The sequence below is a fragment of the Streptomyces sp. PA03-6a genome, from assembly GCF_033792765.1.
GTDB lineage: Bacteria > Actinomycetota > Actinomycetes > Streptomycetales > Streptomycetaceae > Actinacidiphila.
In genome coordinates, this window is sequence record NZ_JARAVK010000108.1 from 1 (window position 1) to 24,601 (window position 24,601).

The 24,601-nt window shown below is 72.1% G+C and carries 17 protein-coding genes and 1 pseudogene; 9 read left to right on the forward strand and 9 right to left on the reverse strand.

The genetic code is table 11. The features are described from left to right. Nucleotides 1–94: 94 nt before the first annotated feature. From PV350_RS24610 to PV350_RS24620, 3 genes are read right to left on the reverse strand one after another with little or no spacing between them, the layout of a single operon-like run. The gene (locus PV350_RS24610; RefSeq protein WP_500336113.1) at nucleotides 95–2,161 is read right to left on the reverse strand and encodes an iron ABC transporter permease; all 2,067 of its coding nucleotides are present in this window, start codon (nucleotides 2,159–2,161) and stop codon (nucleotides 95–97) included. 6 nt (nucleotides 2,162–2,167) lie between these two features. Then, nucleotides 2,168–3,139 carry an ABC transporter substrate-binding protein gene (locus tag PV350_RS24615; RefSeq protein ID WP_499516151.1) on the reverse strand — a complete coding sequence of 324 codons (972 nt, stop codon included), beginning with the start codon at nucleotides 3,137–3,139 and terminating at the stop codon, nucleotides 2,168–2,170. Beyond that, nucleotides 3,136–4,008 (reverse strand): ABC transporter ATP-binding protein, encoded by an 873-nt coding sequence (locus PV350_RS24620; protein WP_500336115.1) that lies wholly within the window; start codon nucleotides 4,006–4,008, stop codon nucleotides 3,136–3,138. The genes PV350_RS24615 and PV350_RS24620 overlap by 4 nt, the downstream gene beginning before the upstream one ends. 78 nt (nucleotides 4,009–4,086) lie before the next feature. On the opposite strand from PV350_RS24620, the gene PV350_RS24625 reads away from it, so the two are divergent. The 3 genes from PV350_RS24625 to PV350_RS24635 all read left to right on the forward strand — a co-directional run bounded on the left by PV350_RS24625 (nucleotide 4,087) and on the right by PV350_RS24635 (nucleotide 6,355). Next, a complete protein-coding gene (locus tag PV350_RS24625; RefSeq protein WP_499516149.1) occupies nucleotides 4,087–4,908 on the forward strand; it encodes a siderophore-interacting protein in 822 nt (273 codons plus the stop codon). Between the two features lie 191 nt (nucleotides 4,909–5,099). Next, on the forward strand, nucleotides 5,100–5,819 hold the full coding sequence (locus PV350_RS24630; protein WP_499516148.1) for an FAD binding domain-containing protein: 720 nt from the start codon (nucleotides 5,100–5,102) through the stop codon (nucleotides 5,817–5,819). A gap of 143 nt (nucleotides 5,820–5,962) precedes the next feature. Further along, nucleotides 5,963–6,355: a hypothetical protein gene (locus tag PV350_RS24635; protein WP_499516147.1), complete on the forward strand. Its 393-nt coding sequence runs from the start codon at nucleotides 5,963–5,965 to the stop codon at nucleotides 6,353–6,355. Nucleotides 6,356–6,371: 16 nt separating this feature from the next. On the opposite strand, the gene PV350_RS24640 is transcribed toward PV350_RS24635, so the two are convergent. Further along, entirely contained in the window at nucleotides 6,372–6,947 is a 576-nt protein-coding gene (locus PV350_RS24640) for a TetR/AcrR family transcriptional regulator (protein ID WP_499516146.1), read from the reverse strand. 167 nt (nucleotides 6,948–7,114) lie between these two features. Here PV350_RS24640 and PV350_RS24645 point away from each other — a divergent pair, with 167 nt between their 5' ends. Then, nucleotides 7,115–8,077, forward strand: coding sequence for an SDR family NAD(P)-dependent oxidoreductase (locus PV350_RS24645; RefSeq protein WP_500336119.1), 963 nt, complete (start codon nucleotides 7,115–7,117; stop codon nucleotides 8,075–8,077). A gap of 70 nt (nucleotides 8,078–8,147) precedes the next feature. Here PV350_RS24645 and PV350_RS24650 read toward each other — a convergent pair whose 3' ends face one another. Beyond that, the gene (locus PV350_RS24650; protein WP_500336121.1) at nucleotides 8,148–9,056 is read right to left on the reverse strand and encodes a GNAT family N-acetyltransferase; all 909 of its coding nucleotides are present in this window, start codon (nucleotides 9,054–9,056) and stop codon (nucleotides 8,148–8,150) included. A 272-nt stretch (nucleotides 9,057–9,328) separates the two neighbouring features. After that, nucleotides 9,329–10,216, reverse strand: a complete 888-nt coding sequence (locus tag PV350_RS24655; RefSeq protein WP_500336123.1) for a hypothetical protein — start codon at nucleotides 10,214–10,216, stop codon at nucleotides 9,329–9,331. A gap of 53 nt (nucleotides 10,217–10,269) precedes the next feature. Between PV350_RS24655 and PV350_RS24660 the strand changes: the two genes are divergently transcribed. Beyond that, nucleotides 10,270–10,803 carry a GNAT family N-acetyltransferase gene (locus tag PV350_RS24660; protein ID WP_499516142.1) on the forward strand — a complete coding sequence of 178 codons (534 nt, stop codon included), beginning with the start codon at nucleotides 10,270–10,272 and terminating at the stop codon, nucleotides 10,801–10,803. A gap of 73 nt (nucleotides 10,804–10,876) precedes the next feature. Here the strand turns inward: PV350_RS24660 and PV350_RS24665 are convergent, their stop codons facing one another. Beyond that, nucleotides 10,877–12,379 carry an FG-GAP repeat protein gene (locus tag PV350_RS24665; protein WP_500336125.1) on the reverse strand — a complete coding sequence of 501 codons (1,503 nt, stop codon included), beginning with the start codon at nucleotides 12,377–12,379 and terminating at the stop codon, nucleotides 10,877–10,879. A gap of 285 nt (nucleotides 12,380–12,664) precedes the next feature. Between PV350_RS24665 and PV350_RS24670 the strand changes: the two genes are divergently transcribed. Then, the gene (locus PV350_RS24670; RefSeq protein ID WP_499516140.1) at nucleotides 12,665–14,701 is read left to right on the forward strand and encodes a S9 family peptidase; all 2,037 of its coding nucleotides are present in this window, start codon (nucleotides 12,665–12,667) and stop codon (nucleotides 14,699–14,701) included. A gap of 304 nt (nucleotides 14,702–15,005) precedes the next feature. Beyond that, nucleotides 15,006–18,812 carry a GH92 family glycosyl hydrolase gene (locus PV350_RS24675; RefSeq protein WP_500336127.1) on the forward strand — a complete coding sequence of 1,269 codons (3,807 nt, stop codon included), beginning with the start codon at nucleotides 15,006–15,008 and terminating at the stop codon, nucleotides 18,810–18,812. Between the two features lie 96 nt (nucleotides 18,813–18,908). On the opposite strand, the pseudogene PV350_RS24680 reads toward PV350_RS24675, so the two are convergent. Continuing rightward, nucleotides 18,909–19,134, reverse strand: a pseudogene (locus tag PV350_RS24680) (IS701 family transposase); the annotation flags it as partial. A gap of 803 nt (nucleotides 19,135–19,937) precedes the next feature. Here PV350_RS24680 and PV350_RS24685 point away from each other — a divergent pair. Further along, complete coding sequence (locus tag PV350_RS24685; RefSeq protein ID WP_500336129.1) at nucleotides 19,938–20,924, forward strand: SDR family NAD(P)-dependent oxidoreductase; 987 nt, start codon at nucleotides 19,938–19,940, stop codon at nucleotides 20,922–20,924. A gap of 240 nt (nucleotides 20,925–21,164) precedes the next feature. Next, a complete protein-coding gene (locus PV350_RS24690; RefSeq protein ID WP_500336131.1) occupies nucleotides 21,165–22,211 on the forward strand; it encodes an NAD(P)-dependent alcohol dehydrogenase in 1,047 nt (348 codons plus the stop codon). A gap of 119 nt (nucleotides 22,212–22,330) precedes the next feature. Here PV350_RS24690 and PV350_RS24695 read toward each other — a convergent pair whose 3' ends face one another. Beyond that, nucleotides 22,331–24,532: a TIGR03767 family metallophosphoesterase gene (locus tag PV350_RS24695; RefSeq protein ID WP_500336133.1), complete on the reverse strand. Its 2,202-nt coding sequence runs from the start codon at nucleotides 24,530–24,532 to the stop codon at nucleotides 22,331–22,333. Nucleotides 24,533–24,601: the final 69 nt, after the last annotated feature.

Sequence of the window (24,601 nt, forward strand, 5' to 3'; positions counted from 1 at the left end):
CCACTACGAGGACGACTCTCCGCCTTACGATGCACCGCACCAGACGCCGCTGGGCCCGCCCTCCGGGCGGCCGGCGCTCCTTTGACGACACGGCCTAGCGCCGCGTGCGCAGCAGCAGGTGCAGGAAGTACGGCGTGCCGATGACGGCGGTCATCAGGCCGGCGCCGATCTGGGCCGGGGCGATGACGGTACGTCCGAGGAGGTCCGCCGCGCAGACCAGCGAGGCGCCCAGGAGCACCGCGACCGGTACGACACGGACGTGCCGGCGGCCCACCAGGGCCCGGGCGGCGTGCGGGGCGACCAGCCCGACGAAGCCGATGGTGCCGGCGGCGGCCACGGCGGTCGCGGTGAGCAGCACGCTCGTCACGAGGAACCCGAGCCGGGCCGGGCCGCGGCGCAGCCCCAGCAGGGCCGGGGTGTCCTCGTCGACCGACAGCAGGTCGAGTTCGGTGCGCCGCGCGACCGCCACCGCCAGGCCCAGCACGAGGGCGGCCGCCACGGGCAGCGTGTCGGGCACGGTCCGCCCGTAGGTGGAGCCGGACAGCCAGGTGAGCGCCTTCGTCGCGTTGAAGGGGTCGGTGAGCACGATCAGCAGGCTGATCAGGGCCGTCGCGGCCGCGGACACGCCGACGCCGACGAGGACCAGCCGGGTCCGCTGGAAGCCGCCCCGCGCCGCGAGCCCGAACACGAGGACCGCGCTCACCGCGGCCCCCGCGAACGCGGCTCCCGCCACGCTCCACGCCCCGGCGACCGGGACCGTCGTGACGAAGAGCACGGCGCCGAGCGCGGCGCCGCCCGAGACGCCGAGGATGCCGGGCTCCGCCAGCGGGTTGCGGGTGACGGCCTGCACCAGCGTGCCGGACAGGGCGAGCGCCGCCCCCGCCAGGAGTGCCGCGAGCACCCGCGGGACACGGGTGTCCAGGACGAAGGAGACGGCCTGACCGGCCCTGCCCTGTGCCCAGTTCGCCACGTCGCCCAGGAGCAGTTTGGTGTCGCCCAGCAGCACTCCGGCGACGGTCAGCCCGACCAGTACGGCGACGAGGAGGGCCATGGTCACCAGGAACGCCGCACGGCCGGGGATCCGCATCCGGTCCGGGGCTCCCACCCCCGCGGAGTCCTGGGCCCGCAGCGCCATGACGACCAGGAACACCGCGCCGACCAGGCTCGTGACGACCCCGGTGGGGACCGCGACGGCGGTCTGCGCCGGTACCACGGCGCGCAGCAGGACGTCCGCGCCGAGCACCAGGCCCGCGCCGGTCAGGCCCATGACGGGCAGTGCGGAGCGGGTGCGCACCAGCGGGCGGAAGCGCCGGGCCAGCGGCCGTACGAGGGCGGGCGCGCACAGGCCGACGAAGCCGATGGGCCCGGCAAGGGTCACCGCCGCGGCGGACAGCAGCGACGCGCACACCACGACGGTGACGCGCGTGCCGCGGACGGGGACGCCGAGGCCGCGGGCGGCGTCGTCGCCGAGCGCCAGGGCGTCGACGCGCCGGGCCACGAGCAGCAGTCCGGCGACACCGGCCACGGCGACGGGGGCCATCTGCACCACGCCGTCGAAGCCGTTCTGGCTGATGCTGCCCTGGCTCCACTGGTAGAGGCCGTTGGTCTGCTGCGGGAAGAGCAGGATCAGCCCCTCGGTGACGGAGGTCAGGCCGAGGGTGAGCGCGCTGCCGGCCAGGACGAGGCGCACGGTCCCTGCGCCCAGCCCCGACAGCGACAGGACGACGGCGGCCGCCGCGAGCCCGCCGGCGAAGGCCACACCGGAGGAGGCCAGCAGCGGCAGGGACGTCCCGGTGACCATGAGGACGCCGAGGGCCAGGTACGAACCGGCGTTCACGGCGAGGGTGTCGGGCGCGGCGAGCACGTTGCGGCTGACGGACTGAAGGGCCGCGCCGGCGGTCCCGAGGGCGGCGCCGACCAGCAGGCCGGCGGTCATGCGGGGCAGGCGCGAGGCGATCACGACGGACGCGTCGCCGGGACCGGCCCCGCCCGTCAGGGCCTTCCAGACCTCGGCAGGGCCGACGGCCGCGGTGCCCTGGGTGATGTCGACGACCGCGAGGACGGCGACCAGGAGCACGAGCGCGGCCGTCACCGCGGCCGCTCCCGTCCGGGAGCCGGCCGCGTGCGGACGGGTGGCGGGGGTCGTTGCGGTGACGGCCACGGCGCGCTACTTCGTCAGGGCGCCGACGACGGCGTCGACGTACGACTCCATCGACTGCGGGCCGCCGAACATCCAGATGCCGTCGGGCAGCCGGTGCACCTCGCCCTTCTTCACGAACGGCAGGGACTTCCACACGGAGTTCCCGGCGAGGTCGTCGGCGAACGGGTCGCTGCCCTCGCTGTCGCTGCCGATGTAGGCGAACTGCACGTCACCGAGGCCGGTGAGGCCCTCGACGTCGGTGGCGGCCAGGCCGTAGTCCTTGTCGCCCTCGACCTTCCAGGCGTTCTTCAGGCCGAGCGCCTCGTTGACGCCACCGATGAGGGAGCCGCCGGTGTAGGGGCGGATGGAGACCTGGTTGGAGGCGACGTAGCCGTCGGCGAAGGCGATCTCCGAGCCGGCGAGGCCCGCGTCGGCGAGGGCCTTCCTCCCCTCGGCGACCTTGGCGTCGTAGGCCTTCTTCGCCTCGTCGGCCTTGGCGGTGGTGCCGGTCGCCTCGGCGATGAGGTCGAGGTTCTCCTTCATCCGTCCGACCGGGTCGGCGGCGTCGGCGGAACGCACCTCGAGGACCGGGGCGATCTTCTTCAGCTGCTTGACGGCGGCGTCCGGGAGGTCGGTGGTGGCGACGATCAGGTCCGGGGAGAGCGAGGCGATGGTGTCCATGCTGGGCTCGCCGCGGGTGCCGATGTCCTTGGGCCGGTTCTTCAGCGGTACGACCGTGTCCCAGGTGCCGTAGCCCTTGACGTCGGCGACGCCGACCGGGTCCACCCCGAGCGTCACGAGGGACTCGACGACGTTCCACTCCGTGCCGACGACCTTCTCGGCGGGCCCGTCGAGGCTGACCTCGGCTCCGCTCGCGTCGGTGAGCGTGATGCCCTTGGTGTCGTCCTTGGCGGCGCCGTCCGCGTCCGGCTCGGTCGTACCGCAGCCGGCGAGGGCGAGTGCGGCGGCAGCGGCGGCGATGACGATGGAGCGTCTCATGGGGTGGTGACGGGCCTTTCGTTGCGTGCGTGGTGGCGGCCGACGGCGCGGGTGCGCAGCAGGCCGGTGAGGGGATCGGTGTCGACCTCGACCCGTATCCCGTAGGCGTCGGTGAGGCGTTGCGGTGTCAGCACGTCCTCGGGGCTGCCGTCGGCGGCGATCCGGCCCGCCCGCAGCAGGGCGATCCGGTCGGCGACGGCGGCCGCCTGGTCCAGGTCGTGCAGGACGACGCCGACGGCGATGCCGTGGTCGTCGGCCAGGTCCCGGATCAGGTCCAGCAGTTCGACCTGGTAGCGCAGGTCGAGGTAGGTCGTGGGCTCGTCGAGGAGGAGCACACCGGTCTCCTGGGCGAGGCAGCTCGCGAGCCAGACGCGCTGGAGCTGGCCGCCGGAGAGGTGCTCGGCGCCCCGGGCGGCGAGGTCCGCGACACCGGTCAGCGCCAGCGCGCGGTCCACCGCGGCCGGGCCGTCCGGGTCGGGGCGGCCCCAGCGGCCCCGGTAGGGGTAGCGGCCGAACTCCACGACGTCCCGTACCGTCAGCCCGCCCGGCGTGGGGCGCCCCTGCGTCAGCAGGGCCACCCGGCGGGAGAACTCACGTGCCGTCAGGGCGAGCCCGTCGGCGCTGGTCCCGTCGTGCGCGTCGATCGTCAACGTGGCGCGGCGGGCCCGCTGCAGGCGTGCCACGGTGCGCAGGAGCGTCGACTTGCCGCTGCCGTTGGGGCCCACCAGGGCGGTCACCTCACCGGGCCGGAGGGTGATCGCCGCGTCATGGACGACGTCGACCCCGTCGTACGACACGGTCACGTCGTACGCCGTCAGCCGGTGACCGCGCAGGGTTGAGGCCGCGGCAGTCTCTTCCGTAGAACTCACAAACGAAGGTTAGCCTAACCTAATCTCTGCCCGAACCACCCCCCTCTCACTTCGGTAACTTAGGCTAACCTTCCCTGCATGGCGAAGACCGCGCGGCTCATGCCGCAGAACCCCAGGATGTTCCGCGCCGAGGTCGTCAGGACCGAGCGGGTCTCCCCCTCCCTGCACCGCGTGACCGTCAGGGGCGCGGACCTCGCCGACTTCCCGTGGCTGGGCTACGACCACTGGTTCCGCCTCTTCATGCAGCTCCCCCACCAGGACGCCCTGCGGCTGCCCGAGTTCTCCGGGGCACGCTGGTGGCAGCCCTACCTCGCCATCCCCACGGCCGAGCGTCCGCACTACTCGAACTACACCGTCGCCGCGTTCCGTCCCGAAGCGGCCGAAATGGACATCGAGTTCGTGGTGCACCGCACCCCGGACGGCGAACTCGAGGGCCGTGCCGCGATATGGGCCTGCGGCGCCCGGCCCGGGGACGCGCTGGCGCTCCTCGACCAGGGCGTCATGTTCGACTGCCCCGAGGACGCCTCCGAGGTCCTCGTCGTGGCCGACGAGAGCGGCATGCCCGCCGCCACGGGCATCCTGCGCTCCCTCCCCCGCGGCACCGTGGGCCGGCTGATCCAGGAGATCCCCACCCCGGACGACCGGCGCGACCTCGACGCGCCCCCGGGGATCGCCGTCACCTGGGTCGTGCGCGACGACCCGCACGCGGTCCCCGGCTCCGTCGCACTCGCCGAACTGCGGGGGCACACCCCGGTGGACGCCACCGGGTACGCCTTCGTCGTCGGCGAGCAGAGCCTCGCCACCAAGGGACGCCGGCACCTGCACCGCGCCGGCCTCCCCAAGGACCGCATCACCTTCTCCGGGTTCTGGCGGCACGAGGCACGCCACGAGGACGCCTGACCCACGCCGCGGGACGGGAACGCCGCCTCGGCCCCGCGCACGCGCAGCACTTCGCGCACGGAGGGCGCACAAAGGGAACAGTTGAGCCCTGTACGCGCTCCCTCGGGTACGGGGAGAATGCGTAACGCAAGCGATCAAGCGACCGGCGCGCACCGTCCGGTCGCCGACTCCCGGAAGGCGGGTCGACTGCCGTGCTGCTGCATCTGCCCACGTCCGTGCCCGAAGCACAGGAGTTCATGGCTCAGGGGGCGGTGCCCGTCGGCGGGGCGACGCTCGTGTGGGCCACCTGGCAGCGCGACGGCTTCCCCGAGCAGGCCATGTCGCTGCGCGATCTGCCGGAGGCCAACACGGTCGGACGCGAGGCGCTGGGCGCGGCGGTGGTGCTGAACCGGATCGACGACCGGGTTCCGGAGGTGCTGCGACGGGCGGCCGCCGGTGTGGGCACCGGCGCCGTGCGGCGGACGGCCACCGTCGGCGGCAACCTCGTCGGCAGCACCCTGCGCTGCCTGCTGCCCGCCGCCCTCGTCCTCGACGCCCGCGCGATCACGCTGGAGCCGGACCGCACCCACGAGACCGATCTGGCCGAGGCCGTGGCCAAGCAGCACCTCCTGCTCGGCATCCGCTGGCGGGAGCCGCTGGTGAGCACCTACGAGAAGCAGTCCGGCGAGGCGGGCGGACCTCCGCCCCTCGTCGTCGCCGCCGCGGTGCACGCCGCCGACGACGGGCACCGTCTGCGCGTCGCCGTCCGTGACGGCTACGAAGTGCTCTGCGCGAGTGCCCCGTTCGACGGCGGCACCGCAGCGGCCCTGCACGCGCTGGAGGAGACGGACCTCGCCGCGCTCCACCCCGCGGCGTGGGACGTGCTGCGCCGGCAGGTCACCGGACTCGCCGGACGGCCCCCCGGCTCCTGACCCCGCACGGGCCCCGCGATCTCGCCCGCCGCATCGGGTATGACCCGGCGCTCCCGGTTGTTGATGAGTGCGAGGGCCCGCGCCGCAACCCCGGCGCGGGACCTCGCCCATCCCCCACCGGATCGGAAGAGGCGAGAGCAGAGATGGCTGACACGCCGGAAGACCCAGGGCACGCGGCGTCGTTCGGCATGGTCCGGAGCGGGCCGGCCCCGGCGCGGATGTGCCTCATCACGCCCGGCGGCGTTTCCACGGTCGAGTTCGTCCTGGAGCCGTCGGTCGGCCTCCGGTGCGCCCGGATGGAAGGCGCCGCGGCACTGGCCCTGAACCGGTGGCTCCACGACGCTGACCCCTCCCGGTACTTCGAGCTGCGGATCGCGTTCCTGCAGTTCGAGTACAACCCCGGTCACGAGTCCTTCGCCGCCGACGAGGTCCGTGCGCTGCGCGCCCTCCTGGAGGAACAGCGGGGCACCGAGCGGTGGAACGACGCCCTGGCGAGCCTGCTCGCCAGGCTGGAGGCCTGCGAGGCGCAGCTGTGACCGCCGACGGGTGAGGTCAGCCGGCGGCGGGCAGAAGGAGGCGCCCGGTCATCGCGCCGACGGCCGCCACGACCGCCGCGCGGTGCCGGTCGCGCCGGGCCGTCTCGTCGTCGTCCCCCGGATTGCGGATGCTCGCGGGCGTGGCGACCCACGCCTGCGCGGCGGACAGCGCGACCATCAGCGCGTCCATGCCCGCTTCGAGGCCGACGCCGTGGGCGTCGGCGACCGCCTGGGCCTTGCCCAGGTGGTTGTCCCGCTCCATGGCCGAGGCCTCGGGACGCTCGAGGGCCTTCCACTGGGTCAGCTTGACCAGGTCCGGGTCGTCGCTGAAGACGTCGAAGAGCGCGCCCGCGTACCCGGCCAGGTCGTCCGGGGTGAACGGCACGACGTCGGCCAGCACGCGGAGCCGGGCTTCGAGCACGGCGTCGAAGAGCTCGTCCTTCGAACCGAAGTAGGCGTAGATGGCCTGCTTGTTGGCCGGCGCGGCCTTGGCGATCCGGTCGACCCGGGCCCCGGCGAGCCCGTGCGCGACGAATTCGCCGTACGCGGCCTCGATGAGGCGCGCCCGCGTGGCGGCAGAGTCATAAGCCATGGCGACAGCCTAAGAGATGCAGGTCGGGCGGGGCTGCGCGGTTCGCGGCACGGGCCGTGATCACCGTAGCGGCACCAATGCAACCAACCAGATGGTTGCATGTGCGGATCTCGCGGCCTACATTTAAACCATCCGGTTGGTTGCTTACCCGAAAGCAGGAAGAACCCATGTCACTCGTCACCGGCATCCCCTTCGGGGCGCACTCCACCGCGGCGGACGTCGTACGCGACGTCGACCTCTCCGGCAAACGCGCCGTCGTCACCGGCGGCGCGTCGGGCATCGGGCTGGAGACGGCCCTGGCCCTGGCCGGGGCGGGTGCGGATGTGACCCTCGCCGTACGCGACCCGCAGGCAGCCGGCCCCGCCGCCGACCGCATCCGCCGGGAGACCGGGCGCGACGGCGTCCACGTCGCCCGGGTCGACCTGGCCGACCTCGACAGCGTGCGCGCCTTCACAGAAGGCTGGACCGGGCCACTGCACATCCTCGTCAACAACGCGGGCGTGATGGCCGTACCGGAGCTCACCCTCACCCCGCAGGGGCGGGAGACGCAGTACGCCGTCAACTTCACCGGCCACGCCGCCCTCACGCTCGGCCTCCACGCGGCGCTGCGCGCGGCCGGTGGCGCCCGGGTCGTCATGGTCGGCTCGTCCGCGCACCTGATGGCCCCGGTCGACTTCGACGACATCCACTTCGCCCACCGCCCCTACGAGGCGTGGACGGCGTACGGCCAGTCGAAGTCGGCCGCGATCCTCTTCACCGTCGCGCTCGCCGGGCACTGGGCGGCCGACGGCATCACCGCCAACGCGCTCCACCCGGGCGGCATCATGACCAACCTGCAGCGCCACCTGAGCGAGGAGCAACTGCGGTTCGTGGGCGCCACGGACGAGGCGGGCCGGAAGCTGGACGTCCCGCCGGGCTGGAAGACCCCGCAGCAGGGCGCGGCCACGCAGGTGCTCCTGGCCGCCTCACCCCTGGTCGACGGCGTGACCGGCCGCTACTTCGAGGACTGCCGCCCGGCCGAGCTCCAGCCCGAACCCACGGCGGGCGGGACCGGCGTCGCCGCGTGGGCGATCGACGAGGCGTCGGCCGAACGGCTCTGGGAGGACACGAGGAAGGAGCTCGGGTACTGACGCCGCTCCCCGGAGGTGCGGGACCCGGTCGTACACCCGGGTCCCGCACCGCGCCTTCCGTCGAGCGGGGTCAGGGCCAGACCAGGTCGATGCGTTCCTGGGCGATCGGGTAACCGGCCCTGGCGAAGTGCGCGGCCATCGGCACGTTGGTCCGGTCCGTCCCCGCCACGATGCGGTCCACGCCCTCGTCGGCGAGCTTGTGCGTCGCCTCGACGAGCAGGTCGTAGGCGTATCCGTCGCCGCGGTGCTCGGGCACCACGCCGATGTAGGCGATGAGGGGATCCCCGTAGTGGCGGCCGGGGACGCTCAGTCCGACGAGTTCCCCCGCGGAGTCGTAGGCCAGGCGCCACCACTCGCGCGGGCTCGGCAACCAGCGCAAATAGTCCAGTTCTTCCTGGGCGGCCGCCTCGAGCCCGGAGGTGGCGACGGTGCGGCGCACATGGGCGTCGAGGCTGCCCCGGTGGATGCGGCGGAAGACGTCGAGGAATGCCGCGTCGTCGGGCTCGGGACGGAATTCCAGGCGGCCCGGGCGCGCAGGCACGCCGCATTCCGGCGTCCAGCGGTAGCGGAAGCGCTCGACCAACGGGGACAGCCCGGCCGCGACGGCCGCGTCGATCCGGGCCTCGGCCTGCTCCCGGACCCGAGGGACGTCGCGCCAGCCGGGTCGCAGTTTGAGGGAGTACTGGGCACGCAGCGGCGAGGTGCGGAGCAGTTCCACGGCCGCACCGGCGTCGGTGAAGTCGAACCAGTCCAGGGCGAGCGGGCTGGCGTCCTTCGGCCCGGCCCACCATGCCGCGCGCGCGACGACGACGCCGTCGCGCAGGGCCACCCAGGTCCACTCGGGGCGGTACTCACCGGCGGCGGCCATCCCACCGTAGGTTTCACCGAAGGCGGCGAAGCCGACCAGACCGGGATCGGGCATGGATTCGAAAAGCGCTTCCTCGCCTGGAGCGAGGGGGCGGATGACCAGATCGGTCACGCGAGGTCCTTCCGGGAGGCGACGTGCTCCCGTTCAGATCCTCGGCGCCCTCGGAACGGGGTGGGAGCACATGAGAGTCGGCTGGCTCACGGTTCCCACCTCCTTTGTCCATCGAGGACGCGACCGCAGCATAACAGCGTGATCGAATCGCGTACAACGGCCCGCACGACGGTTCGGCCGAAGGCGTCAAGGCAGCGCGCCCGGACGTCAGGGTCGTCGGGCGAGAGGTCCGGCCGTCGACACGGGAGAGCTCGCGTGCTGCGCGTCCACGGTCATCGGTGCTCCGCGGGTGCGTCCCCCTGGTGGAGCGCGAGGGTCCAGGTGTGGACGGTGTGCGTGGTGGGGTGGCCCGGGCGGGGTGCGGCGATGACCGCGGTGAGGCGGTCGCCGTCGCGGCGCAGCGAGCTGATGTGGCCGGACGCCTTGTCGGGGGCGATCGCCAGCAGTTCGGCGAGGACGGTGCCGTCGAGGCGGCGGTCGACGGCACGGAGCACCCCTGCGTCGAGCACCAGGATCGTCCCGTCCTCCAGCACCACCGGCCGAGGCGTCACCGGGCCGGAGAGCCGGGGACCGCGCTCGATCACGCCACCGGGCAGCAGCCGGACCACGTGGCTCCTGGTGGGGTGGCTCCGGTCGGCCTCGACGACCCGGATGCCGGTGCCGACGACGTAATGGCCGTAACTGCGCCAGGAGTCCACGGCGGCGCCGTCACGGTCGTACTCCCAGGTGTCGAAGAAGTCGTAGCCCGCCAGGCCGAGCACGAACCGTCCCCCGCGCAGCGCGGCACCGTGCTCCCCGCGCAGTTCGGCGACCAGGGTGCCGTCCGCCAGGTCGAGCAGCAGGGCAGGACCGAGGAACCCCCAGGGCGTGTACTCCAGGGAGTCCGTGGTGACCAGCACCCTGCCCCCGGCGACGTGCGCGGCGTTGGGACGGCCGGCGCACGCATGGGTCCAGCGCGTCCGTCCCGAGACGTCGACGCAGTTGATCTCCCCGGTCGCCCCCTGGGTCCGCAGGTCGTCCCGTCGCGCCAGCGGTCGCCCCTCGGGCGGCCGCGACGGGTACGGCGGCCTGCCCACCGCGCTGTGACGGGCCACCACGGTGGCGCGCCACCGACCGGGGTCCGCCCCCTCGGCGCGCCTGCTTTCCTCGGGTATCGGCATGGCCGCGATGCTAACCGCCGCGCGGGGCACGGCGACACGGTTACCATGCCACCGTGATCAAGGTGCGGGCCATGCGCATGGACGACGTCGACGCCGTCTCCACGATCCGGGTGAGGGGCTGGCAGGCGACGTACGCCGGGATCGTGCCGCGGAGTTACCTGGACGCGATGAGCGTCGAGGAGGACGCGTTCCTGCGCAGGACGTGGCTGGCGACCGCCGGGAACCGCGTGGAGAACCTCGTCGCCACCGAGGACGGCGTCGTGACCGGCTGGGCGGCCCTCGGACCGCGCGCCGGGGAGCCCCGGGAGCCCGGCGGAGGCGTCGCCTGCGAGCTCTACGCCCTCTACGTGCGGCCGGACCGCATCGGCACCGGCACCGGGCGCCGGCTGATGTCGGCGGTGCGCTCCCGGGCGGCCGAACTCGGCCATCTGCGGCTGGAGTTCTGGGTGCTGGCCGACAACGCCCGCGCACGGCGCTTCTACGCACGCGCCGGGTTCTCGCCCGACGGCGCCGAGCAGGTCGAGGAGTACGACGGCGTTCCGCTCCGGGACCTGCGGTACGCGGGCGACACGAGCGCGCCCGCCTGAACCCTGCGACGCGACCGTGGCGCCGCACCCGGTCCTGCCGGGCACGGCGCCACACCCTGCCTCGTGCTTCCGCCTACTCGTCGATCGCCGCGCCGAACTGCGCGTTGGCCGAGGGAGCGCCCAGGGTCGCGCCGTCGTACGTCCAGGTGCCCTGGGCGACCAGCCCGGAGGACGACGCGGGGACGACCCAGACGAAGCCGTCGTTCGTGTTCTCGCCCGGGGCCGCCGCGAGGAGGCCGAAGCGGCCGTCCCTGTCGGCGTCGACCAGCCGGATCTGGCCGCCCCAGCGGTCGGAGGCCTCCGCGGCGCCCGGGATGCCCGCGGTGTTCTGGTCGAAGCTGCGCGCTCCCGTGGCGGTGAGCCCGCCCGGTGCGCCGCGCAGGGTCCAGACCGCGCCGGCGTCGGCGACGGAGCCGATGTCCTCACCGGGGGCACCGATGGCCAGGTCGGGGAGGCCGTCGCCGTTGGTGTCGCCGGCGGACAGTTCGGCGCCCCAGCGGTCTCCCGCCTCGGCGACGCCGGGGACGCCGGCCGAGTCCTGGGTCCATGTCTGCGCCGGGGTGGGGTCGAGGCCCGACAGGTCGCCCCTGCCCAGGTGGACGGTGACGGATCCGCCGAGTGCCGAACCGGTGCCCGTGTCGCCGATGGCCAGGTCGTCCTGGCCGTCGTGGTTGAAGTCGCCGGAGGCGACCGCGGGTCCGCCCTCGAAGGTGCCGCCGTCGCCGAGGTCCTCGACGCCGGGTGCGCCGTGCAGGACCTGGGTGACGCCGACCCCGGGCCGGTCGCCCGTGGTCACCCCGGAGATCGCCAGGTCGGCCCAGGAGTCCTCGTTGTAGTTGCCGTGGCTCAGGCTCCGCAGGGCGAGGCCGGTGTCCTGGGCCGTGCGCTCCAGGGCGCGGACTCCCCGGTCCGCCTGCCGCAGGAGCGGCGCGGCGGTTCCCGGCTGGGCGGTGAAGAAGAGCAGGGAGTCGTTCTCCAGGACGGCGATGCTGTCGCGCAGGTTGGCGTCGGGGGCCGAAGGATCCGGGGCGAAGTACCGGGCGGCTTCTACCGCCCGCCCGAAGTTCGCGCCGGCCCGCGGCTGGTCGGGATCCTCCAGCCAGAAGCTGTCGGCGCCGTGCAGACCGGTCGGGGAGCCCCAGAAGACGACGGCACCGCCGGCGTCGGAGAGCGCCCCCAGGTCCTCGCCGGGGATGCCGACGATCGCGTCGTCGTAGCCGTCGTTGTCCAGGTCGCCGGTGGCCACGGCCTGTCCGAAACCGTCGCCCGCCTCGGCGGCGCCCGCGACGCCCGAGGTGCTCTGGCTGAGGACGGATCTCTTGGTGGTGCTGAGGCCGCCTGACCCGCTGTACTGCACGGTGACGTACCCGGCGCCCTTGGCCCCGGACACGGTGGCGCCGGGGGCGCCGATCAGCACGTCGTCGTACCCGTTGCCGTCGAAGTCGCAGTTGCGCTGCTGCCACCCGATCGACGGGAAGGGCACCGCCGCCTGTGCGGCGGGGGCCGTGAGGAGCGCGCCGCCGCCGAGGGTGAGGAGTGCCGCGGCCGCGAGGGCCGCGCTCTTGTTGTGACGCACAGAAGAACCTCCATGGTCTCCTGGGTTGCCCTCGGCGTCCCCCGAACCCGCGTCGAATCGCCCGCGGTCGGGTGGCGTCCGGCCGGCAACGCCCGCTGTTCCGTCACCCGGAAGACACCTGACGTTCGCCGAGGGTTGTAGCGAACGGGCGGGCCGCCTCCCGGCGCGGGTGGTCGCGACGGGCCGCCGACGGTCGTCGTGGGCCGCCGCTGCCTGCGTCTTTGACCGCGATTTGCCGCCGGGGGCACTGGTGCGGGGCGGCCCCGGGGATTCAGGATGATCCTCATGCCCGAATCCACTGCATTCCACGACCTGGCGGCGTTCCTCGCGCTGCCCCGCGTCTCCTCGCTCGCGCTGTCACCGGACGGGACCCGTCTGGTGACGTCGGTGCAGGAACTGTCCGCCGACCGCACCCGGTTCATCGGTGCCCTGTGGGAGGTGGACCCGGCCGGGGAGCGTCCGGCGCGGCGGCTCACCCGCTCGGGGCGCGGCGAGTCCGCCCCGGGGTTCCTGCCCGACGGCACCCTGCTCTTCTTGTCCTCGCGTCCGGTCGCCGACCCCGGCGACGGCGAGGACGACCGGCAGGAGGCGGCGCTGTGGAGCCTGCCGGCCGGCGGCGGCGAGGCGGCACAACTGCTGGCCAGGCCCGGCGGGATCGGCGAGTACGCGACGGCCACCGGCGCCTCCCGGGTCGCCCTGGGGGCCTCCTTGCTGCCCGGCGCGGCCGACGCGGAGCACGACGAGCGGCTGCGCGAGGCCCGCCGGAAGGCCAAGGTCTCGGCGATCCTGCACGAGTCGGTGCCGGTGCGGTACTGGGACCACGACCTGGGTCCCGGCGTCCCGCACATGTTCACCGTCGCGGACGCCACCGCGGAGCAGCCCGCCCTCGTGGACTGCGGCGCGCGCCGGGCCGCCTTCGCCGAGGGTGTGGCGCTCTCCCCCGACGGCTCGCTGGTCGCGTACGCGACGGCCGTGGGCACCCTCCCCGACGAGGTCCGCTCCGTGGTCGTCGTCGCGGACGCCGAGACGGGCAAGCCGTTGCGGATGCTGGAGTCCCCCGACGCGGAGTTCGGCGCCCCGGCGTTCACCCCGGACGGCCGGGACCTGGTGTGCGCCCGACGGCGGCGTGTCACCTGGGAGGCCCCCGGTGACGTCACGCTGTGGCTGACGAGCGCCACGGACGACCAGGACCCCGGACGCGACCTGCTGCCTGATTTCGGCCAGTGGCCGGGTTCCCCGGTCGTCTCCCCGGTTCCCGGTCAGGACGGTGCCCCGGTGGTGTACTTCGCCGCCGACGAGGGCGGTCACGGCCCGGTCTTCCGGCTCTCCACCGGCAGCGGCGAACTGGTCGCGCTCACCGCGTCCGGTACGTATTCGGACGTGGTGGTGAGCCCCGACGGCGGCACCGTGTACGCGCTGCGCTCCGCCGTGGACAGCCCTCCGCTCCCGGTGCGGCTCGACGCCACGACGCCCGGGCAGCAGCCCGTTTCGCTCCCCTGCCCCGGGCAGGGCACCGTGCTGCCCGGCAGCCTCACCGAGGTGCACACCACCGCCGAGGACGGGACGGCCCTGCGGGCCTGGCTGGTGCTGCCGGACGGCGCGAGCGCCGGCACTCCGGCGCCCCTGCTGCTGTGGGTGCACGGCGGCCCGCAGACCAGCTGGAACGCCTGGCACTGGCGCTGGAGCCCGTGGGTCGCGGCCGCCGCGGGCTACGCGGTCCTGCTGCCGGACCCGGCGCTGTCCACCGGCTACGGCCAGCAGATGCACGAGCGCGGCTGGGCGCACTGGGGCGGCGCCCCGTACGACGACGTGATGGCGCTGACCGACGCCGCGCTGCTGCGGGACGACCTGGACGGCGGGCGCACCGCGATGATGGGCGGCTCGTACGGCGGCTACATGGCCAACTGGATCGCCACCCGTACCGACCGCTTCAAGGCGATCGTCACCCACGCGAGCCTGTGGAACATGTACAGCTTCGCGCAGGTCACGGACTTCCCGGCGTACTGGATGCGGCGCCAGGGCGACCCGCTGGTCAGCACCGAGCGGTACGAGCGCGAGTCCCCGCACCTGCGGGCCGCGCAGATCACCACGCCGATGCTGGTGATCCACGGCGACAAGGACTACCGGGTGCCGATCGGCGAGGGCCTGGCGCTCTGGAACGACCTGGTGCGGTTCGAGGTCCCGGCGAAGTTCCTGTACTTCCCCGACGAGGGCCACTGGATCCTCAAGCCCAACAACGTCCGCCTGTGGTACGCGACGGTGCTCGGCTTCCTCGCCCACCACGTGCTGGGCGAGGAGTGGCAGCGCCCCGACCTGGTCTGACGGCCCGCCGTCGCCGGGGCCCGGTCCGCACCGGGCCCCGGCGGCCTCCCCTCTCCCGGAGCCGGCCGGGACGCCGACGCGGCCGCCGTACCCCCACGCGTCCGGCCCTGACGTGACGGCACCTCCGCCGCGGGTTCGACGCCCCTTCACACCCGCCGCGCCGGGCCGTGGGGGGTGTCCGCGACCCCCACCGGTCCGAAAGTCACACCAACACCCTTGACACCACCGGTGCCTTGACCCCCTACTGGCCCTTGCACAGCGAACTTGACAACGTTGTCTAGGCGCAGAAAGGGTGCTCGCGCATATGCAGCAGAGAGCTGCCCGGCACAGATGGAGTTCCTCGGCGGTCGTGTTGGTGACCGCCCTCGCCCTGGCCGCGGCCACGCAGCAGGCGGCGGTCGCCGTGCCCGAACCGGGGTCGCACGTCGACACCTTCGCGTCGTCGTTCGAGTCGGGCGATCCGGCGCCCGACTGGCGCAACACGGTGGACACCGCGGCGGACGGGTCCAAGCGGGCCTCGGGTGTGGACGGTGGCTACAGCACCGGCATCCCCGGCAACCTCAACGACCACGTCACCGACATCCGCGCCAACGGCGAGTACACGGACTCGGGCGAGGTGAAGGAGAACCTCGTCGACGCCGAGCCGGGGACCAAGTGGCTGGTCTTCCAGCCCACCGGCTGGGTGGAGTTCGACCTCGACGGCCCCGCGAAGGTCGTCACCTACGCCCTGACGTCCGCCAACGACGCCGCGGAACGCGACCCGCGCGACTGGACCCTGCAGGGCTCCACCGACGGCAAGGACTGGAAGACCCTGGACACCCGCTCCGGCGAGTCCTTCCCCGAGCGGTTCCAGACGAAGTCGTACGACCTCGCTGAGCCCGCCGAGTACCAGCACTTCCGGATCGACATATCCAGGAACAACGGCGCGTCGGGCATCACGCAGCTGGCCGACCTGCAGCTGTCCACGGGCTCCACCGGCGACCCGGTGCCGCAGGACATGCTCTCGCTCGTCGACCGCGGCCCGAGCGGCTCGCCGACGGCGAAGTCGGGTGCCGGCTTCACCGGTACGCGGGCGCTGCGCTACGCGGGCCGGCACACCGGCGACGGCAGGGCGTACTCGTACAACAAGGTCTTCGACGTCGACGTGCCCGTCCGCCGGGACACCGCGCTGTCGTACCGGATCTACCCGTCGATGGCGGACGGCGACCGCGACTACGACGCCACCAACGTCTCGGTGGACCTGGTCTTCACCGACGGCACCTACCTCAGCCGTCTGGGCGCCACCGACGAGCACGGCTTCGCGCTCACCCCGCAGGGGCAGGGCGCGGCCAAGGTGCTCTACGTCAACCAGTGGAACGACGTCGTCTCCCGGATCGGGTCGGTCGCCGCGGGCAAGACCGTCGACCGCATCCTGGTGGCGTACGACTCCCCCAAGGGCCCGGCGAAGTTCCGCGGCTGGCTGGACGACGTGACGCTGGAGCCGCTCGCGCAGGAGAAGCGGAAGGCGCACCTGTCGGACTACGCGCTGACGACCCGCGGGACCAACTCCAGCGGCAGCTTCTCGCGCGGCAACAACTTCCCGGCCACGGCCGTGCCGCACGGCTTCAACTTCTGGACGCCGGTGACCAACGCGGGCACCCTCAACTGGCTGTACGACTACGCCAAGGCGAACAACTCCGACAACCTGCCCACGATCCAGGCGTTCAGCGCCAGCCACGAGCCCAGCCCCTGGATGGGCGACCGGCAGACCTTCCAGGTGATGCCGTCGGCCGCCTCCGGCACCCCGGACACGGCGCGCGGCGCACGGGCCCTGGCCTTCCGGCACGAGAACGAGACGGCGCGCCCCTACTACTACGGCGTGAGGTTCGAGAACGGCCTGAAGACGGAGATGGCCCCGACCGACCACGCGGCCGTGCTCCGCTTCACCTACCCCGGTGACGACGCGAGCGTGCTCTTCGACAACGTCACCGAGCAGGCGGGCCTGACGCTCGACAAGGAGACCGGCACCTTCACCGGCTACTCCGACGTGAAGTCCGGGCTGTCCACCGGCGCCACCCGGCTGTTCCTGTACGGCGAGTTCGACGCGCCCGTCACCGAGGGCACGTCGAGCGGCGTCAAGGGATACCTGCGCTTCGACGCCGGCGAGGACCGCACCGTGTCGCTGCGGCTGGCCACCTCCCTGATCAGCATCGACCAGGCGAAGGACAACCTGCGCCAGGAGATCCCGGGCGGCACCTCCTTCGAGACGGTGAAGAAGCGCGCGCAGAAGCAGTGGGACGAGCTGCTGGGCCGCGTCGAGGTCGAGGGTGCCACCACGGACCAGCTGACGACCCTCTACTCCAGCCTGTACCGGCTGTACCTGTACCCCAACTCCGGCTTCGAGAAGGTGGGGTCGAAGTACCAGTACGCGTCCCCGTTCTCCGCGATGCCCGGTCCCGACACCCCGACCCACACCGGCGCGAAGATCGTGGACGGCAAGGTCTACGTCAACAACGGCTTCTGGGACACCTACCGGACGACGTGGCCGGCGTACTCCTTCCTGACTCCCAGTCAGGCGGGTGAGATGGTCGACGGGTTCGTGCAGCAGTACAAGGACGGCGGCTGGACCTCGCGCTGGTCGTCCCCCGGCTACGCGGACCTGATGACGGGCACGTCCTCGGACGTCGCCTTCGCCGACGCCTACGTCAAGGGCGTGAACTTCGACGCCGAGGCGGCGTACGACGCGGCCGTGAAGAACGCGACCGTCGTCCCGCCGCAGTCGGGCGTGGGCCGCAAGGGGATGGCGACCTCCCCCTTCCTCGGCTACACGAGCACCGACACCCACGAGGGCCTGTCGTGGGCGCTGGAGGGCTACCTCAACGACTACGGCATCGCCGAGATGGGCAAGGCCCTCTACGAGAAGACCGGCAAGAAGCGCTACAAGGAGGAGTCCGCGTACTTCCTCAACCGCGCCCAGGACTACGTCAACCTCTTCGACCCGCAGGCGGGCTTCTTCCAGGGGCGTGACGCCAAGGGCGACTGGCGGGTGGACTCCGCGAAGTACGACCCGCGGGTGTGGGGTTACGACTACACCGAGACGAACGGCTGGGGCTACGCCTTCACCGCCCCGCAGGACAGCCGGGGCCTGGCCAACCTGTACGGCGGCCGCGACGGTCTCGCGGAGAAGCTCGACGGGTACTTCTCCACCCCGGAGACCGCCTCGCCCGAGTTCGTCGGCTCCTACGGCGGCGTCATCCACGAGATGACGGAGGCCCGGGACGTGCGGATGGGCATGTACGGGCACTCCAACCAGGTGGCCCACCACGTCACGTACATGTACGACGCGGCCGGCCGTCCCTGGGAGACGCAGAAGAACGTCCGCGAGGTGCTCTCCCGCCTCTACACGGGCAGCGCCATCGGGCAGGGCTACCACGGCGACGAGGACAACGGCGAGCAGTCTGCCTGGTTCCTCTTCTCCGCGCTCGGCTTCTACCCCCTGGTGATGGGCAGCGGCGAGTACGCCGTCGGCTCCCCGCTGTTCACCAAGGCGACCGTCCACCTGGAGAACGGCAAGGACCTGGTCGTCAAGGCGCCCAAGAACAGCACGCGCAACGTGTACGTGCAGGGCCTCGAGGTCAACGGCCGCTCCTGGACGTCGACCTCGCTTCCGCACTCGCTCCTGGCCAAGGGCGGTGTGCTGGAGTTCGCCATGGGCCCGAAGCCCTCGTCGTGGGGCACCGGCAAGAACGCCGCGCCGGTGTCGATCACCCACGACGACAAGGTGCCCGCGCCCCGAGCGGACGCCCTCAAGGGCGACGGCGCCCTGTTCGACAACACCTCGGCGACGGACGCGGCGGCCACGACCGTCGACCTTCCGGTGGACGGCCGCACCAAGGCCGTCCAGTACACGCTGACCTCGTCGTCGGACCGCTCCAAGGCCCCCACCGGCTGGACCCTCCAGGGCTCCTCGGACGGCACGCACTGGAAGACCCTCGACAAGCGCTCCGGTGAGTCCTTCGCCTGGGACCGCCAGACCCGGGCCTTCTCGGTCGCCTCTCCGGGCGGTTACACCCAGTACCGCCTGGTCCTGGACACCGAGTCGACCCTGGCGGAGGTGGAACTGCTCGCCTGATCCGCTCAAGGCGACGGGGGCGGGCGCGGATGGACTCCGCGCCCGCCCTCGCCGTTCACCATGGACCGGCCGCCGGTCCGCGGACAGGGGCCGCCTGCCCGGGCAACTGCCGGCACGATGGCCTCTCAGCCGCAACGTGGCGTTCGCGGTCTGGAAGCGCTCCTCGATCACGTACCGGGCCCCGGCAATCACCCAGTGCCGTCGGTCGTCGCGGTGCCAGGGGCGAACCTCCACACGAGCAGTCGAAAACGCGGGGTCCGTGGGCGCCGCATGAGCGGCGTTTCCATTTCTGCCACGGCAGACCGTTGAACAGGTCGTGGAGACCACGCTCCGGGCACGACGAAGTTTCCTGCGATTCTGCATGGCGCGACAGACGACACCAAGGCCGAGTTCATCGAACAGCAGCGAACTGAGTTCATGAGCGCGTGGGCGGCATGGGCTCAGAAGAACGAGCATGCGCTCGTCGATCCCGGCTCGCCACCGTTTCCCAAGAAAATGGCGTGACGGCCAAGGGTGTCGAGGATTTCACCGACTCGAGGACCGGATACGCAATCGTAGAGGCCATATCACACGAGGACGCGGCCCGGATTTGATCGAGGCCCTCGAGTGCCCGCCCATCCCTGGCTGGGTTCCGCTCCCTTGTGCGAGAAGTGCCGCCCCGAGGCGGAACTCCGGGCGGGCGAGTCGTATTGCCGGGGACATGGTAGTCGCGGCCGCCGGGGACCCGGCTGATCGACGGCCGGCCTCCGAGTGCGGAGTCTTCGCCCACTCAGCACGCCAGGCGGTTACTCCGGCAACGAAGACATGCTCCCCCATCGGTGCGGAAATGACAAAGACCTGTTTCCTCTCGTGTCATAGGCACAGCCTCCCACCAAGGCCGACTCACACCACCCGGGATACGCCGTCCGCCGGACACCTCCGGCACTGACCGACTCCGATGACCCACTAGAATTACGGTCAGGTAACGGATCCGATCTTTGGGATGAGAACCTTTCGGCCGCTGGCTTAACCCTCCGCCCCTCTGGCGAATGGGCGCGCCGTTTGCCTGATTCGCCGATATGCAACCCGAACCCGAATCCACCGGGCTCTGCATCCCTGATTACCCCACTGACGAGGACTTGAGGCATGACATCCACCCAGCGCATCCGCACCCCCTTCGGAGAAGAGTCGACGGCCGCCGAGGTCATCGAAGGTGTCGACCTTTCCGGCAAGCACGTAGTCGTCACCGGGGCGGCTTCGGGTCTCGGCACCGAGACCGCGCGCGCCCTCGCCGGCGCCGGCGCGTCGGTCACCCTCGCGGTCCGTGACACGGACGCCGGTGAGCGGGCCGCGGCCGACATACGCGAGGCCACCGGCAACGACGCCGTCCATGTCGGCCGGGTCGACCTCGCCGACAAGGCGTCGATCGCCGCCTTCACGAGCGCCTGGACGGGGCCCCTGCACATCCTCGTCAACAACGCCGGCGTGATGCAGCTGCCCACGCTCGATCGCACACCGGATGGCTGGGAGCTGCAGTTCGCGTCCAACCATCTCGGCCACTTCGCGCTCGCGTTCGGCCTGCACGACGCGCTCGCGGCGGCCGGCGGCGCGCGCATCGTGTCGCTGAGCTCCCGCGGCCACCATGCCTCACCTGTCGAGTTCGACGACATCAACTTCACCTCCCGCCCCTACGACCCGCGACTCGGCTACGGGCAGTCCAAGACCGCCAACATCCTCTTCGCGGTCGGGGCGACCAACCGCTGGGCAGCCGACGGGATCACCGCCAACGCCGTCCACCCCGGCGTGATCCTGGGGACGAACCTGACGCGCCACATGGAGCCGGGACAGCTCGCACAGCTCCGCGAAGCCGCGGCGGCCGGGGAATTCGGCACGTTCCAGGGCGCCCCGTTCCGGTTCAAGACGGTCGCCCAGGGCGCCGCGACGAGCGTCCTGGTCGCGACCTCACCCCAGCTGGAAGGAATCGGCGGCCGCTACTTCGAGGACAACAACGAGGGGGAGAAGCTGTCGGCCGAGGCCGTGGGGAAGTCCCCCGGCGGCGTAGCCCCGTACGCGGTCGACCCGGACGCCGCCGAGCGCCTGTGGACACTGTCGCTCGCCGCAATGGGCGCGTAAGCGTCCAGTGCCGTTCAAGCCGTTGCGTCCCATCCAGTCGTCGTGGCGGATGGGATCCAGCCTCGCTTCACAGCCGGGTGTGGGAGCCGTTGCAGGCGTACGGTTCCGGGCCCGCCTGAGGGCCCACGCGCTGTCGCCTCTCGATTGCTCTCTGCCACCCGGCCGCCGGATCGGCCTAGCCGTGACCAGGTCTCGCGCCATGCGGCTGTCGACAACCTCTACATTCCAGGGAATCTCAGCTTGACTACCACCACAACGGCCTATGCCGCGCTCGCTCCCAAGTCTCGGCTGGAGCGCACCACCATCGAGCGTCGCGCAGTGGGCGAGTTCGACATCCAGATTGACATCAAGTACGTCGGCATCTGCCACTCCGACATCCACCAGGTCGACGAGGGCTGGGGCGAGTCCATCTTCCCGATGGTGCCCGGCCACGAAATCGCCGGCATCGTCTCGGAAGTCGGTCCCGGCGTCACCAAGTTCCGGGCGGGCGACCGTGTGGGCGTCGGCTGCATGGTCGACTCCTGCCGCACCTGCGACAACTGCAAGGCCGGCAACGAGCAGTACTGCACGCGTGGCGGGATGGTCGGCACGTACAACGCGATCGGCAAGGACGGCCGGCCCACCTACGGCGGCTACTCCCGGGCCATCGTCGTCGACGAGAACTACGTCCTGCGCATCCCCGACGCACTCTCCCTTGACGTCGCCGCGCCGCTGCTGTGCGCCGGCATCACCGCCTACTCACCGCTCCGGCACTTCGGCGCCGGCCCCGGCGTGAAGGTGGCGGTCCTGGGCATGGGAGGCCTCGGTCACCTGGCCGTGAAAATCTCCCATTTCCTCGGCGCCGAAGTGACAGTCCTCTCGCAGTCCCTGCGCAAGAAGGACGACGGCCTGAAGCTGGGAGCGGACCACTACCGCGCCACCAGCGACCCGCAGACCTTCGCGGATCTGGAGGGCACCTTCGACCTCATCCTCTCCACTGTCTCGGCGCCGCTGGACTACGGCGCCTACCTGTCCCTGCTGAAGACCGACGGCACCCTGGTGAACGTGGGCATTCCCGAGGAGCCGATCTCCCTCAACCTCTTCTCCGTGATCATCGGCCGAAAGGCCCTCGCCGGTTCGGCGATCGGCGGCATCGCGGAGACTCAGGAGATGCTGGACTTCTGCGCCGAGCACGGCTTCGGCGCTGAGATCGAGCTGATCCGTGCCGAGCAGATCAACGAGGCGTACAAGCGACTGCTGGAAGGGGACGTGCGTTACCGCTTCGTGATCGACGCAGACACGATCTGACATACAGATCCTTGTGGCAGCCTGCCGACGGCGGAGGCCGTCGGCAGGCTGCCCCTCAAAGATGCCGAACTCCCCGAGGCCCCGGCATGGAGAATTGGCAGGGCAGGCATGGACCCGGGTCAGGGGGCCAGCAGGTTCAGCCAGGTCCCGGTCCGTACGGTGCCGTCCGCGGGCAGGCCGCGGGAGGACTGGAAGGAGCGCACCGCGGTGTCCGTCGCCGGGCCGAAGGCTCCGTCCACGGTCAGTCCCGCACCGCGGGTGTTCAGCAGGTACTGCACGGCGGAGACGGCGGGTCCGGTGTCGCCCTGCTTGAGCGTCGCGACGACGAGCGGCTGCCAGGTCGCGGGGCCGACGACGCCGTTCGAGGGCAGACCGCGCGAGGTCTGGAAGGAACGGACACCGGCGGCGGTCGTGATGCCGAAGACGCCGTCCACGGCGAGCCCCACCCCGCGGGCGTTCAGCAGGTACTGCAGGGCCCTGACCCGGGTGCCGCTCTGGCCCTGCTGCAGCAGGGGCCAGTCGGGCGCGGGCGTGCCGGCGCCCGTGGGCAGCGCGAAGGGCAGCGGGAGCAGCAACTGGGTGTTGCGCGCCGTCGGCGCGCCGCGCCGCAGGTCGATGCCGCGGGCGACGGACTGGATGTCGTTGGCGGCCAGTTCGCGTGCCAGGGAGGCCAGCGCGGCGGGGGTGCCGGTGTCCCCGCCGTACGACAGCGGGGCGTCCGCGTCGACCATGGTGGTGAAGATCGACAGGTATCCGCCGCCCTCGGCGATCTCGACGATCCGGGACTGCACGGGCCAGTCGATGTGCGAGGCGGTGTTCACCTCCCAGAATCCGGCGCTGAGCGCGGAGGTCCAGGCGGGCTTGTGCGCGGTGATGTTGTTGGTGTGCGTGTGGCCGTCCACCATCAGGACGACGTTCGGGAAGCGCAGCAGCTTGTCGCGCAGGTCGGCGCCGCTGTAGGGCGCGTCGTCGTCCGTGTTGTCCATCGAGTCGAGCGTGTGGTGGCAGCAGACGACGATCAGCTTGTCCTTGACCCCGGGCTGGGTGACGACGGTGCCGGGACCCGTGCCGTTGGGTCGGTCCGTCTCGTAGCGGGAGCTGTTCGCCCTCAGCTGCGCGTCCAGCCACTCCCACTGCGCCTGGTCCAGGGCGCCGTCCGCGCCGCCGCCCGGGTTGGTGGTGTCGAGCACGAGGACCTGGACGAGGTCGGAGGGGCCGGAGGGTATGGCGTAGTACGCCCGGTCGCTGCCGGAGGTGAAGCCGTGTCCGGCGGGGGTGCCGGTGGTGCGGAAGTGCTCGGCGACGAACTCGCGCCGCTCCAGCAGGCGTCGTGCCGGGTCGGCGGTGACCTTCTCGGTGTCGAGGGTGAAGTCGCCGGTGATGATGTCCGTCAGCAGCTCGATGTAGTAGGCGGGCCCGTTGTCGAAGACGTCGGGGACGCCCTCGATCTGGGTGATCTTCGTCGAGCCGGTGGCGATGCTCTTGAGCGGGTCGAACGGCAGGACGTCCGGCGCCACGTTGCCCTGCACGAGGCCGTCGTGGTTGCCGTAGGCGGCGTACCAGGGCATGCGCAGGCCGCCCGCGGTGAAGGGCCTGCGGGCGGCGGCGAGCAGACCGGTCACCAGGGGGAAGCCGGCCACTTCGTTGTTGTCGGCGGGGCTCTGCCGGGCCTGCGGGTGCCAGTAGTGGACGTCGGTGCCGAACCGCCCGCTGCTCACGCTCTCGTCGAGGGCGAGGTTGCCTGAGTCGGGGGTGACGGTGTTGCCGTCCAGCAGGTCGATGTACCAACGGGTCTCGTTGTACTGGCAGTTGTCGACCGCGTCGCCGGTGACGACGGTGAAGGCCAGCGGTGCGCCGGTCCGCGGCCCGCGTCCGACCTGCCGTACGGCGCGGCACATCGCGTCGGTCGTCTGGGTCGACAGGAACTCGTGCGCGCGGTAGGCGGACTCGGTGGGATAGGAGTTGTAGTGCGGCGGGCCGTAGTCGGCGAGCCGGTCGAGGCACTCGACGCGCAGCGGTGACTGGTCGTCGACGATGTGCAGGTCGGACATCTGGGCGAAGGCGATCAGTGACCGGGTCACCGTGGGTGCGGTGACGTTGGCCAGGTCCTTGCGGACGAGGTGGGGTTCGCCGGGCCCCGCGACGATCCCGCGGTAGCCGGACCCGAGGTCCGGGCCGCGCAGCAGCGTGCGGTCCAGGGTCGACAGGCCCGGTACGGAACCGTCGTCGGCGGTGGTCCGGGGGGCGGCGGCCGCGAGGCCGGCGAGGCCGCCTTGGGCGACGGTCGCGGTCACCACGCTCACGGCGGTCGCGATCAGCATTCTTCGGCGCGTCAGAGACATTCCGCATCCTGTTCGGTCGTCAGCCGCCGTACGCGGGCAGCACGGCAT